General features: G+C 72.7%; 14 protein-coding genes. 10 read left to right on the forward strand and 4 right to left on the reverse strand.

Going from position 1 to position 12,288, the window contains the following annotated elements; all coding sequences use genetic code 11:
* Window positions 1–40 precede the first annotated feature (40 nt).
* The 5 genes from afsQ1 to ACFYXA_RS19435 all read left to right on the forward strand — a co-directional run bounded on the left by afsQ1 (window position 41) and on the right by ACFYXA_RS19435 (window position 3,969).
* On the forward strand, window positions 41–718 hold the full coding sequence (gene afsQ1, locus ACFYXA_RS19415) for a two-component system response regulator AfsQ1 (protein ID WP_207228799.1): 678 nt from the start codon (window positions 41–43) through the stop codon (window positions 716–718).
* Window positions 715–2,331 carry an ATP-binding protein gene (locus tag ACFYXA_RS19420; protein ID WP_389034274.1) on the forward strand — a complete coding sequence of 539 codons (1,617 nt, stop codon included), beginning with the start codon at window positions 715–717 and terminating at the stop codon, window positions 2,329–2,331. Before afsQ1 ends, ACFYXA_RS19420 begins: the two co-directional genes overlap by 4 nt.
* Window positions 2,328–2,948 carry a hypothetical protein gene (locus ACFYXA_RS19425; protein ID WP_389034277.1) on the forward strand — a complete coding sequence of 207 codons (621 nt, stop codon included), beginning with the start codon at window positions 2,328–2,330 and terminating at the stop codon, window positions 2,946–2,948. Before ACFYXA_RS19420 ends, ACFYXA_RS19425 begins: the two co-directional genes overlap by 4 nt.
* A 173-nt stretch (window positions 2,949–3,121) precedes the next feature.
* Window positions 3,122–3,673: a VanZ family protein gene (locus tag ACFYXA_RS19430; protein ID WP_352250607.1), complete on the forward strand. Its 552-nt coding sequence runs from the start codon at window positions 3,122–3,124 to the stop codon at window positions 3,671–3,673.
* Window positions 3,674–3,768: 95 nt separating this feature from the next.
* Window positions 3,769–3,969, forward strand: coding sequence for a PspC domain-containing protein (locus ACFYXA_RS19435; protein ID WP_130441378.1), 201 nt, complete (start codon window positions 3,769–3,771; stop codon window positions 3,967–3,969).
* A gap of 91 nt (window positions 3,970–4,060) precedes the next feature.
* Here the strand turns inward: ACFYXA_RS19435 and ACFYXA_RS19440 are convergent, their stop codons facing one another.
* A complete protein-coding gene (locus ACFYXA_RS19440; protein ID WP_352250605.1) occupies window positions 4,061–4,414 on the reverse strand; it encodes an ATP-binding protein in 354 nt (117 codons plus the stop codon).
* 134 nt (window positions 4,415–4,548) lie between these two features.
* Complete coding sequence (locus ACFYXA_RS19445; protein WP_389034281.1) at window positions 4,549–5,712, reverse strand: adenosine deaminase; 1,164 nt, start codon at window positions 5,710–5,712, stop codon at window positions 4,549–4,551.
* A gap of 113 nt (window positions 5,713–5,825) precedes the next feature.
* On the opposite strand from ACFYXA_RS19445, the gene ACFYXA_RS19450 reads away from it, so the two are divergent.
* Window positions 5,826–6,599: an alpha/beta hydrolase gene (locus ACFYXA_RS19450; protein WP_352250601.1), complete on the forward strand. Its 774-nt coding sequence runs from the start codon at window positions 5,826–5,828 to the stop codon at window positions 6,597–6,599.
* Between the two features lie 13 nt (window positions 6,600–6,612).
* Here the strand turns inward: ACFYXA_RS19450 and ACFYXA_RS19455 are convergent, their stop codons facing one another.
* Window positions 6,613–7,575: a LysR family transcriptional regulator gene (locus tag ACFYXA_RS19455; RefSeq protein WP_389034284.1), complete on the reverse strand. Its 963-nt coding sequence runs from the start codon at window positions 7,573–7,575 to the stop codon at window positions 6,613–6,615.
* A 63-nt stretch (window positions 7,576–7,638) separates the two neighbouring features.
* Here ACFYXA_RS19455 and ACFYXA_RS19460 point away from each other — a divergent pair, with 63 nt between their 5' ends.
* Together ACFYXA_RS19460 and ACFYXA_RS19465 are read left to right on the forward strand one after the other, a co-directional pair.
* Window positions 7,639–8,943, forward strand: coding sequence for an MFS transporter (locus ACFYXA_RS19460; protein ID WP_389034287.1), 1,305 nt, complete (start codon window positions 7,639–7,641; stop codon window positions 8,941–8,943).
* A gap of 155 nt (window positions 8,944–9,098) precedes the next feature.
* Complete coding sequence (locus ACFYXA_RS19465) at window positions 9,099–10,124, forward strand: sigma-70 family RNA polymerase sigma factor (protein ID WP_351095211.1); 1,026 nt, start codon at window positions 9,099–9,101, stop codon at window positions 10,122–10,124.
* Here ACFYXA_RS19465 and ACFYXA_RS19470 read toward each other — a convergent pair.
* A complete protein-coding gene (locus ACFYXA_RS19470) occupies window positions 10,008–10,394 on the reverse strand; it encodes an STAS domain-containing protein (protein ID WP_389034291.1) in 387 nt (128 codons plus the stop codon). The genes ACFYXA_RS19465 and ACFYXA_RS19470 overlap by 117 nt on opposite strands.
* Before the next feature lie 87 nt (window positions 10,395–10,481).
* Between ACFYXA_RS19470 and ACFYXA_RS19475 the strand changes: the two genes are divergently transcribed.
* Window positions 10,482–11,066 carry a TetR/AcrR family transcriptional regulator gene (locus ACFYXA_RS19475; protein WP_389034294.1) on the forward strand — a complete coding sequence of 195 codons (585 nt, stop codon included), beginning with the start codon at window positions 10,482–10,484 and terminating at the stop codon, window positions 11,064–11,066.
* Between the two features lie 4 nt (window positions 11,067–11,070).
* Window positions 11,071–12,255, forward strand: a complete 1,185-nt coding sequence (locus ACFYXA_RS19480; RefSeq protein WP_389034297.1) for a GDSL-type esterase/lipase family protein — start codon at window positions 11,071–11,073, stop codon at window positions 12,253–12,255.
* Window positions 12,256–12,288 lie beyond the last annotated feature (33 nt).

Below are 12,288 nucleotides of genomic sequence, written 5' to 3' on the forward strand. Positions count from 1 at the left end.
ACAGGTCGAACGACGGGCCGCCATGGGCCAGAATGAGCCCGTGCCTTCCCTGTTGCTGATCGAGGACGACGACGCCATCCGTACGGCCCTGGAGCTCTCTCTGACGCGCCAGGGACACCGGGTGGCGACCGCTGCGAGCGGTGAGGACGGTCTGAAGCTGCTGCGCGAGCAGCGGCCGGATCTGATCGTGCTGGACGTCATGCTGCCCGGCATCGACGGTTTCGAGGTGTGCCGGCGCATCCGGCGCACCGACCAGCTGCCGATCATCCTGCTGACCGCGCGCAGCGACGACATCGACGTGGTGGTCGGGCTGGAGTCCGGCGCCGACGACTACGTGGTCAAGCCCGTCCAGGGGCGGGTGCTCGACGCCCGGATCCGGGCCGTGCTGCGCCGCGGGGAGCGGGAGTCGAACGACTCGGCGGCCTTCGGCAGCCTCGTCATCGACCGCGCGGCGATGACGGTGACGAAGAACGGCGAGGACCTCCAGCTGACCCCCACCGAACTGCGGCTGCTCCTCGAACTGAGCCGGCGGCCCGGCCAGGCGCTGTCGAGGCAGCAGTTGCTGCGGCTGGTGTGGGAGCACGACTACCTCGGCGACTCCCGGCTGGTGGACGCCTGCGTCCAGCGGCTGCGCGCCAAGGTCGAGGACGTGCCGTCCTCCCCGACCCTGATCCGTACCGTGCGCGGAGTCGGCTACCGCCTGGACAACCCTCAGTGATCCGACGGCAAGGGGGGATCCGCGGCTGGTCCGCGGCGCGCAAGGGACACATCGCACGGCTGCGTTTCACGAGCCTGCGGCTGCGGCTGGTGGTGGTCTTCGGTCTGGTGGCGCTGACCGCGGCCGTGTCCGCGTCCGGCATCGCGTACTGGCTCAACCGCGAGGCGGTGCTGACGCGTACGCAGGGCGCGGTGCTGCGCGACTTCGAGCAGGAGATGCAGAACCGGGCGGGCGCGCTGCCCGCCGATCCCTCGCGGGACGAACTGCAGCAGACGGCCGGGCAGATGGCCAACAGCAGCCAGCGTTTCAGCGTGCTGCTCGTCGCCGAGGACGCGGACGGCAGGGCGATGTACGGCAGCTCCGGGGGCCTGAACGGCTTCTCGCTGCAGGACGTGCCCGAGTCACTGCGTGCCGCGGTGAACCGCCGGCAGGACACCGGCGCGGGCAACAAGTCGCCGTACCACCTGTACTGGCAGCGGGTCGTCGACCACGGGACGCCGTATCTGGTGGCGGGGACGAAGGTGCTCGGCGGGGGGCCGACGGGCTACATGCGCAAGTCCCTCGAACCGGAGGCCAAGGACCTCAACTCGCTGGCCTGGTCGCTGGGGATCGCCACCGGGCTGGCGCTGGTCGGCGCCGCGCTGCTGGCGCAGGCGGCCGCGACGACCGTGCTGAAGCCGGTGCACCGGCTGGGGGTCGCCGCGCGCCGGCTCGGCGAGGGCCAGCTGGACACCCGGCTGCGGGTCTCCGGGACGGACGAACTGGCCGATCTGTCACGGACGTTCAACCGGACGGCGGAGGCGCTGGAGAAGCGGGTCGCCGACATGGCCGCCCGGGACGAGGCCTCGCGCCGCTTCGTGGCGGACATGAGCCATGAGCTGCGCACGCCGCTCACCGCGATCACCGCCGTCACGGAGGTGCTGGAGGAGGAGCTGGACGCCGAGTCCGGCGGCATCGACCCGATGATCGAGCCGGCGGTGCGGCTCGTGGTGTCCGAGACGCGACGGCTCAACGACCTGGTGGAGAACCTGATGGAGGTGACCCGCTTCGACGCCGGCACGGCACGGCTCGTGCTGGACGACGTGGACGTCGCCGACCAGATCACCCACTGCATCGACGCGCGGGCCTGGCTGGACGCGGTCGAACTGGACGCCGAGCGCGGCCTCCACGCGCGGATCGATCCGCGCCGCCTGGACGTGATCCTCGCCAACCTCATCGGCAACGCGCTCAAGCACGGCGGTTCGCCGGTGCGGGTGTCGGTGACGGCGGCGGACGACGAGATGGTCATCGCGGTGCGCGACCACGGCCCCGGCATCCCCGAGGACGTCCTGCCGCACGTGTTCGACCGGTTCTACAAGGCCAGCGCCTCCCGGCCGCGCTCCGAGGGCAGCGGTCTGGGGCTGTCCATCGCCCTGGAGAACGCCCATATCCACGGCGGCGGGATCACGGCCGCCAACTCCCCCGACGGAGGCGCGGTGTTCACGCTGCGGCTGCCGAGGGGCGTCTCGGAGCCGGCGGAGGAGCCGGACGCGGACGGCGAGGACCGGCAGAAGGACGTGCGGGGCGACGCGCGCGTGGAGGCACAGCGGGAGTTGCGGGGGGACGCAGGATGAACGTACGCGGGAACGCTCGCCGGCTGCTCGCCCTGCCGCTGCTCGCGGGGCTGTCGGGCGTGCTGCTCGCCGGCTGCGGGATCCGGGCGACCGAGGTGCCGACCGACTTCGGGCCCGCGCCCTCCAGGGTGCGCTGCTCCCTCACCGGGCCGGATGCGGCGTCGCAGAGCGTGCGGGGCGTGCCGGTGCGGGTGTTCCTGCTGTGCGGCTCGTCGCTGGTCGCGGTGGACCGGAGCCTGCCGGTGCCGGACGGCGCCGTGGACTCCGCGCGGCGCGTCCTGGTCGCCCAGGGCCTCCTGGACGAGTTGGCCGGGTCGCCGTCGTCGGCCGAGAAGGGGGCCGGCTACACCACGGACGTGACCGGCGGCATGAGGGTGGCGGGGCCGCGCCCCGGGGATCCCGACGACGCGCTGCGGCTGAGCGTCTCCCCCGGCGACCTGACCTCGTACGCCCTCGCCCAACTGGTGTGCACCTTCTCCGACTCGGCGGCGGCCGAGGGGGACGGTTCGGTGGTGCTGGGCGGTCCGGGCGCCGAGCGGCCGCGCCGGTACGCGTGCACGGACGAGGTGCGTTCACGCCCGGGCGCCAAGAAGCCGCCGTCCACGGCGATCGCCTGAGGACCCTCAGGACCCGCTGAGGACCCTCAAGACCCTTCGCGCGTCCCCTAAGGGTCTGCCGTGATGCCCGGCGGGTGCGCGTCGGGGGCCGTCCCGGGCGGGCCGGGGAGTGACAGGGGGCACACCTGTCCCGGGCCGGAACCGATCGTGCCGGGGGGCGCGTCTAGGGGTTCGTGCAGCGTCAAGGCTCCATCGGCGGCAGCGCCGTGATCCGCATCCGTGCGACCGGGATCGTCCTCCTGGCCGCACATCTTCTGTTCGTCGCCTGGTGCACGCTGCGCCCGCTCGACGTCCCGTGGGTGATGCCCACCAACCTGCGTCCCTTCGCCGGGATCCGCGCCGATCTGCGGCTGGGCTGGCCGGAGGCGGCGCATCGCATCGGCGAGGGCCTCGCGCTGTTCGCCCCGCTGGGCGTGCTGCTGCCGCTGGCCCACGGCCGGCTGCGGGTCTCCCCGGTCGCCTCCTTCGTCCGTACGGTCGCCGCCGGCGCCCTGATGTCGCTGGCCGTCGAGCTGTTGCAGACGGGGGTGCCCGGTCGCGTGGTGGACGTCGACTCGCTGCTGCTGAACACGACGGGTGTGGCGCTGGCGCACGTCGCGGTGGTGCCGGCGGCCCGTGGCCGGCTGCGGCGTCACAGTGAGCTCCGGCGGCGGCGGGCGGCCTGGGCGGACGAGGCGGCTCAGGGGCGGACCCCGACGATTCCCAGGGTCGGGATCGCCCCGTAGAGCGACGCTTCGTCCCGTTCGTCTCCTTAGCGTGGAAGGCAGTCGGGGCAGCCGCACAGGGCGGCCCCGGACCGACGCTCGCCAAGGAGCCGCAGATGTCCAGCCTCGCCCGCCCCACGAACGACCGCGTGATCGCCGGAGTGTGCGCCGCGCTGGCCCGCCGGTTCGGCACCTCCTCGACCACGATGCGCGTGCTGTTCCTGCTGTCCTGTCTGCTGCCGGGCCCGCAGTTCCTGCTCTACATCGCCCTGTGGATCTTCCTGCCCGCGGAGGGCAAGGGCCGGCCGGCCTGGTGAGGCCGCGGAATCCCCCGGCGGCGCCGGTCGCCGGTACGCCGTCGGGGCGCGCCCGGGGTTCCGGGTGCGCCCCGACGGCGGGTGAGTCCGGTCAGCCCAGGGGGATGCCGTTCACCGGGACGCCGTGGGTCGGCAGACCTTGCACCGGCAGCCCGCCGAGGAGACCCGCGACGGGCGCGGTGGGGCCCTGCGCGAGCACGTTCTCCGCGACCGGCTGCACGGCGGCCAGTCCCGCGCCGAGGGACGGCTGGGCCTGCTCCAGCGCCCCGTCGGCGCCCGGCAGCGCCTGGGCGACGTTCTCCGCCGGCAGCGTCCTGGTGACGCCGTCCAGCGCCTGGGCGGCGTCCGGGACGGCCGGGGCGGCGTTGGCGGCGCCCGCGCCGACGGCGGCGAAGGCGGCGCCGAGGGCGGCGACGCCGAGGGTCTTGGCAGCAGACTGCTTCATGATGAATGCGTCCTCGAAGACAGGGGAACTGAGCGGTCCAAGACCGTAAACACGGAAAGGCGCCCACCGCAAACACCGAAATGCGGACGGACCGTGAAGGCCCGCCCGCATTCCGCGCCCCGGATTTTCGGGGTTCAGCTCTCCGCGACCACGGAACCGCTGGTGGAAGCGGTCTGCTGGAACAGCCATTCGGACTTCAGCTCGGCATATCCGGGCTTGATCACGTCATTGATCATGGCCAGCCGTTCATCGAAAGGAATGAAAGCTGACTTCATAGCATTGACAGAGAACCATGCGAGGTCGTCGAGCGTATAACCGAATGCGTCGACAAGGTGCTCGAATTCCCGGCTCATGCTGGTACCGGACATCAGACGGTTGTCCGTGTTGACGGTGGCGCGGAAGTGGAGCCGGCGCAACAGCCCGATCGGGTGCTCGGCGTAGGAGTCGGCGGCCCCGGTCTGGAGGTTGGAGCTGGGGCACAGTTCGAGCGGGATCCGCTTGTCGCGCACGTAGGAGGCGAGCCGGCCGAGCTTCACCGAGCCGTCGTCGGCGACCTCGATGTCGTCGATGATGCGCACCCCGTGCCCGAGCCGGTCGGCGCCGCACCACTGGAGGGCCTGCCAGATGGACGGCAGCCCGAAGGCCTCGCCGGCGTGGATGGTGAAGTGGTTGTTCTCGCGCTTGAGGTACTCGAAGGCGTCGAGGTGCCGGGTGGGCGGGTAGCCCGCCTCGGCGCCGGCGATGTCGAAGCCGACGACGCCCAGGTCCCGGTGGCGGTTGGCGAGTTCGGCGATCTCCAGGGCGCGGGCCGCGTGTCGCATCGCGGTGAGGAGGGCGCCAACGCGGATGCGGCGGCCGTTGTCGCGGGCGAGCCGTTCGCCCTGCCGGAAGCCCTCGTTGACGGCTTCGACGACCTGCTCCAGGCTCAGTCCGCCTTCGAGGTGCTGTTCGGGGGCGTAGCGCACCTCGGCGTAGACGACGCCGTCCTCGGCGAGGTCCTCGGCGCACTCGCGGGCGACCCGCACGAGCGCGTCCCGGGTCTGCATCACGCCGACGGTGTGCGAGAAGGTCTCCAGATACCGTTCGAGGGAACCGGAGTCGGCGGCCTCACGGAACCAGACGCCGAGCTTGTCGGGATCGCTCTCGGGGAGACGGTCGTAGGCCGCCTCGCGGGCCAGGTCGACGACGGTGCCGGGGCGCAGCCCGCCGTCGAGGTGGTCGTGCAGCAGAACCTTGGGCGCGCGGCGGATCTGGTCCGAACTCGGTGCGGCGCCCCTCTGGATGCTCTGGCTCGTCATCTGTGAACTCTAACTCCTACGCGCGTAGACGGCGCGGTGCGCGCTCCGGCCGATATGCAACGGTGACCGCGAGGACAGGTCGCGTACGCCCGCGCTTCTGACACTGTTCTGCCATGGGACAGCAAGCGACGCCGGTGCGAACGGCCGGGCTGGGGAAGGCGATCGGGCCGGAGCCGGAGGCGGTGAGCGGCGTGGTGCTGCTGCTCCCCGACGGGACGGAGGTCTCCGAGCGCAGACCCTCGGCGCTGTCCTGGGCGGCCCGGGCGACCTCGCCGGTCCGTGCCCTCGGCCGCGGGCTCGCCCGCGCGGGGCGGCGCGACGGGCTGGCCGTGCACCCGGTGCAGTACCGCTACCGCGGCTGGAACGGCAGCGAGGCCCGGCTCGTCGCCGACGCCTCGTGGGCCGCCGACGAGGCCGTACGACGCTACGGGGACGTCCCCGTGTGTCTGGCCGGCGTCGGGATGGGCGGGCGGGCCGCCCTGCACGCGGGCGGGCACGACGCCGTCAACTCGGTGCTGGCGATCGCTCCCTGGCTGCCGGAGGAGGACGTGGCGGCCGCGCCCGAACCGGTGAAGCAGCTCGTGGGCCGGCGGGTGCTCATCGTGCACGGAACGCACGACGAACGCACCGACCCCGAGCTGTCGTTCCGGCTGGCGGCCCGGGCGAAGAAGGTGAACCGGGAGGTGTGCCGGTTCGAAGTGCACGCCGACGGGCACGGGTTGCACCAGTACCGCAGCGAAGTGCTGGCCCTGGGTGAGGACTTCGTGATGGGCGTGCTGTTCGGGCGGGGCTTCTCCCGGCCGGTCGAGGACGCGATGCTCGCTCCGCCGCCGCTGGGGTTGCGGATGCCGTTGGCCGCGGGGTTCGGCAAGTCGCTGCGACGGTAGCGGGCTCGCCTCGTCAGGGCAGCAGATGCCCCCTTCTCGACAGCAGGAACTTCTTGAAGGCGGCCACCGGGGGTGTGTCCGGGTGGCCGTCCAGCCAGGCGACGCCGATCTCCCGGACCGCTCTCGGCGCCGTGACCGTCAGTTCCACCACGCCGGGGCGGGGGACGGCCGGGGGCGGGAGGAGGGCGACGCCCAGGCCCGCCGCCACCAGCCCCCTCAGGGTTTCCGCCTCCTCGCCCTCGAAGGCGACCCTCGGGCGGAAGCCGGCCTCCGAGCAGAGGGCGTCGGTGATGCGGCGCAGACCGTAGCCGGGTTCCAGCGTCACGAAGCTCTCGTCGGCGGCCTCCGCCAGGCGGACGCGCCGGCGGGCGGCGAGGCGGTGGTCGGCGGGGACGACCAGGCGGAGCTTCTGCTCGTCCAGCCGGCGGGCGACCAGGTCGGGGGCGTCGGGGATCGGCGAGGTCAGACAGAGGTCGAGTTCGCCGGCCCGCAGGCCTTCGAGCATCGCCTCGCCGTAGTTCTGGACGAGGCTGAAGCGGACGCGGGGGTGGTCCGCGCGGAAGTCGTGGATCAGGGCGGGGACGGTCTCGGCGCCCATGGTGTGCAGGAAGCCGAAGGCGACCTTGCCGGTGGCGGCGTCGGCGTCCGCCCGCACCTCGTCGGCGGCCCGCTCGATCTCGGCGAGGGCCCGTTCGACGGAGCTGAGGAAGGTGCGTCCGGCGGGGGTGAGGGAGACCGTGCGGCCGTGGCGGGCGAACAGGTCGACGCCGAGGTCCTGCTCCAGGCGGGCCATGGCACGGGACAGGGTGGACTGCGGGACCTGCATCTCGTGCGCGGCCCGGGTGACGTGCTCGGTGCGCGCGACGCCCGCGAAGTACGCGAGCCGCGGGGCGAGGAGCGTGACGATGTCGTCATTCATGTCTGTTGTGTCACTGTACGGTGACAGGCGGCTCTGTGACCTCTGCTGATGCACCATAGGAACGATTATGGGGATTCCATGCATTGGACGGATGAGCGGGGCCGTCCGTAGTTTCGAGGTATGTCTCCCGCCAGTACCGGGGCGTCCACCGCTGTGGGCGCCGTCGTGACCGTTCCCTCCTCCGCCTCCGCCGTCCCCGGTGTGTCCCGGGCGGATTCCGACTCCCGTATGGCCCCGGGCGGCCCCGGCTACCGCCGGATGAGCTTCGCCCTCTTCCTCGCCGGTGTGGCGACCTTCGCCCTGCTGTACTCCACGCAGGCGCTGCTGCCGCTGATCTCCGGCGAGTTCGGGGTCGCGGCGAGCGAGGCGAGCTGGACGGTGGCGGCGGCGACCGGCGGTCTGGCGCTGTTCGTCCTGCCGATGAGCGCCCTGTCGGAGCGCTACGGCCGCCGCGCGGTGATGACGGCCTCGCTGGCCGTCGCCGTGGGCGTCGCACTGCTGGTGCCCTTCGCCCCCTCGCTGGGCTGGCTGGTCGTGCTGCGAGGCGTGCAGGGCGCGGCCCTGGCCGGACTGCCCGCCTCGGCCACCGCCTACCTCGCGGAGGAGGTCCGACCGCGTGCTCTGGTCACCGCGATCGGCCTGTTCGTCGCGGGCAACAGCGTCGGCGGGATGAGCGGCCGGGTCATCACCGGCTGGGTCGCCCAGGAGTGGGGCTGGCGGGTCGCCGTCGGCGCGATCGGCGTGCTCGCGGTGGCCTGCGCCGTCGCCTTCCGGCTGCTGCTGCCGGCGCCGCGGCACTTCACCCCGGGCTCGCTGCGCCCGCGTGTCCTGGCCCGTACTGTTCGCGACCACCTGTCGAACCCGCTGCTGTGCCGGCTGTACGCGATCGGCGCGCTGTTCATGACCGTCTTCGGCGGCGTGTACACGGTCATCGGCTACCGCCTCACCGAGGCGCCGTTCTCGCTGCCGCAGGGCATCGTCGGCTCGATCTTCCTGGTGTACCTGGTGGGCACGGTGTCGGCGTCGACGGCGGGCCGGCTGGTCGGCACGCTCGGCCGGCGCGGGGCGCTGTACCTGGCGGGCGGCACCACGGCGACGGGCCTGCTGTTCTCCCTGGCGGACACGCTGCCGCTGGTGCTGCTGGGCCTGGTGCTGATCACGGCGGGCTTCTTCGCGGGCCACGCGGTGGCGTCCTCGGCGGTCAGCAAGACGGCGACGACGGGCCGCGCCCAGGCCTCGGCGCTCTACCAGTCGGCGTACTACATCGGCTCCAGCGCGGGCAGCACGGTCGGCGCGATCGCCTTCCACGCGGGCGGCTGGGCCGGCACGGTCGGCGTGGGCGTCCTCGCGGTGCTCGGCGTGGTGACGATCACCGCGTTCGGCACCCGGGCGGCTCGCCGCCAGACCCTGCTCGCCGCCGGCTGAGAGACCGCCGGGCACCCACCACCGGCTTCTGACGAACGGCCCCCCACCTGCGGTTTCCGCTGCTCGGGGGGCCGTTGTCAGTGGCGTGCGATAGCTTCCGGAGTACTGGGCGCACTGGCGCGTGACAGACGGGCCACAGGGGTGGGTGGACGACGATGAGTGACGGTACGGCGGGCACGGCGACGGCCGACGATCTCGACGCGAGGCTGGAGAAACACCGGGTCGAGCTGACCGGCTACTGCTACCGCATGCTCGGCTCCTCCTTCGAGGCCGAGGACGCGGTGCAGGACACCCTGGTGCGGGCATGGCGGAGCTACGACAGATTCGAGGGCCGCTCCAGCCTGCGGTCGTGGCTGTACCGGATCGCGACGAACGTCTGCCTCGACATGCTCTCGGCCGGCAACAAGCGGGCCCGCCCGATGGACCTCACCGAGTCGACGCCGCTCGCCCAGGCGGCCCTGTCGCCCAGCCCCGACAACACCTGGCTGGAGCCGATGCCCGACGGACGGGTGCTGCCTGCGGTCCAGGACCCGGCGGAGGCGGCCGTGGCCAAGGAGTCGGTGCGGCTGGCGTTCATGGCGGCGTTGCAGCAACTGCCGCCCAAGCAGCGGGCGGTGCTGATCCTGCGCGAGGTGCTGGCGTGGCGGGCGAGCGAGGTCGCCGAGCTGCTCGGCACGTCGGTGGCCTCGGTGAACAGCGCCCTGCAGCGGGCCCGCGCCACGCTCGCCGAGCGGGCGGACTCCGGCGCGGACGCGGCGGTCTCCGACCCTCTGGACGAGGGGCAGCGCGAACTCCTGGAGCGCTACGTGGCCGCGTTCGAGGGGTACGACATGACGGCGCTGACGGCCCTGCTGCACGAGGACGCCGTGATGTCGATGCCGCCGTTCGACCTGTGGCTGACCGGTCACGACGACATCGCGGGCTTCATGACGACGTTCGGCGCGGCCTGCGCGGGCTCACGGCTGCTGCCCGTCGAGGTCAACGGTCTGCCGGGGTTCGCGCAGTACAAGCCCGACCCCGAGGCGGGCGGGTTCACGCCGTGGGCGATCCAGGTGCTGGAGATCTCAGAAGGCCGCCTCACCGGGTTCCACTTCTTCCTCGACACCGAGCGCTGGTTCCCCCTCTTCGGTCTCCCCCTCCACCTCGAAGCGGAGCCCGACCAGGTCCAGCAGGGCGCGTAGCGAGGGATCGGGGTCGCGCAGCCGGACGCGCCCGCCGGCCCGGCGGGCGGCCAGTTCCAGCCGGGCCAGCAGGTCCACGGTCCAGAGTCCCGGCGGTCCGAGGCGAGTGACGTCGCAGACGACGGCACGGGCGCCGGTGCGTTCCAGCAGTCTGCCCACGTCGTCGCAGAGTTCGGGCACCCGGGCGCGGGGTATGGGTCCGGGCAGGGTGAGTACGGGCGGTGTCGTCGCGTCCACGTGCGGTAGACCGGGCGCGGGCTCGTAACTCATCGTCAGCTCGCTCCTAAGAGATGCCGAGTCTCCGGCAGGGGGCGTCCCGTTTGCCTAACACCTTTAGGCAATTGCATAATCGGCCTCATGGTGCGTGCAGGTCTCACCCCGGAACGCCTCGCCCGAGCCGGCGCGGAACTGGCCGACGAGGTCGGCTTCGACCAGGTGACCGTCTCGGCGCTGGCCAGGCGCTTCGACGTCAAGGTCGCGAGCCTCTACTCACATGTGCGCAACTCCCAGGACCTCCGGACGCGGATCGCCCTGGTCGCCCTGGAGGAGCTGGCCGACCGGGGCGCGGCCGCGCTGGCCGGGCGGGCCGGCAAGGACGCGCTGGCCGCCCTGGGAGGCGTGTACCGCGACTACGCCCGCGAACACCCCGGCCGGTGGGCCGCCGCCCAGCTTCGGCTCGACGCGGCCACGGCCGCCGCGAGCGCCGGCGTCCGGCACGCCGGGATGACCCGGGCGATCCTGCGCGGCTACGACCTGGCCGAGCCGGAGCAGACCCACGCCGTGCGGCTGCTGGGCAGCGTCTTCAACGGGTACGTGGGCCTGGAGCTGGGCGGCGGCTTCGACCACAGCGCCCCCGACAGTCAGGAGAGCTGGAACCGGATCGTGGACGCCCTCGACGCGCTGCTGCGGGACTGGCCGGCGCCTCCCGAACGACAAGGATGAGGTCATGCCCACCGACGACCGCTCCAGCGACCGCTGGATCACCACGCCCGTCACCGCCGCGCTGCTGCGGGGCGCCCTGGACATCGAGCGGACCGAGCACGGTGTGCTGCCGCACCGGCTGCCCGCCCGGGCCCGCGCCCAGTGCGCCGACGAGCAGCTCGCCATGGCCGAGTCCCAGCCGTCGGGCGTGCGGCTGGCGTTCCGCACCCGGGCCACCGTCGTCGAACTCGACGCGCTGCCCACCAAGCGTCTCTACATCGGCGCGCCGCCCCGCCCCGACGGCGTCTACGAGCTGCTCGTCGACGGTCGCCCCGCAGGCCGGGGCAGCATCTCCGACGGCAACACGGTGACCATGGACATGCGGGACGGAAGTGTCGAGCGGCGGGCCGGGCGGCCCGGGACCGTCCGCTTCTCCGGTCTGCCCGAGGGCGACAAGGACGTCGAGATCTGGCTGCCGCACAACGAGACCACCGAGCTCGTCGCCCTGCGCACGGACGCGGCGGTCGAGCCGGCGCGCCCCTCGGGGCGGAGGGTGTGGCTGCATCACGGCAGTTCGATCAGCCACGGTTCCGACGGGGCGGGGCCCACCGGTATCTGGCCCGCGGTCGCCGCGTCGCTCGGCGGGGTGGAGCTGGTCAATCTCGGGCTGGGCGGGAGCGCGCTGCTCGATCCGTTCACCGCGCGGGCGATACGGGACGCGGAGGCCGATCTGATCAGCCTCAAGATCGGGATCAACCTGGTCAACATGGATCTGATGCGGCTGCGGGCTTTCGGGCCCGCGGTGCACGGGTTCCTCGACACCGTGCGGGAGGGGCATCCGCGGACGCCGCTGCTGGTCGTGTCGCCGATTCTGTGCCCGATGCACGAGGAGACGCCCGGGCCCACCGCGCCGGACTTCGGGGGGCTGGGGGAAGGGCGGTTGACGTTCGTGCCGATGGGGGAGGCGGCGGAGGCGGCGGGAGGAAAGCTGACGTTGCGGGTGATTCGGGAGGAGTTGGCGCGGATCGTTTCCGAGCGGGCGGGGGAGGATCCGTCGCTGTGGTATCTCGACGGGCGCGAGCTCTATGGGGAGCGGGATTCCGAGGAGCTGCCGTTGCCGGATCAGCTTCATCCTGATGCCGCCACGCATCGGCGGATCGGGGAGCGGTTCGGTGCGGTGGTCTTCGGGGAGGGGGGCGTGTTCGCCTGACGGCGATTCTCGCCCCCGCCGCCCCTGCCCTTC

Origin of the sequence: Streptomyces sp. NPDC002566 (assembly GCF_042889585.1) — a bacterium.
Lineage (GTDB): Bacteria > Actinomycetota > Actinomycetes > Streptomycetales > Streptomycetaceae > Streptomyces.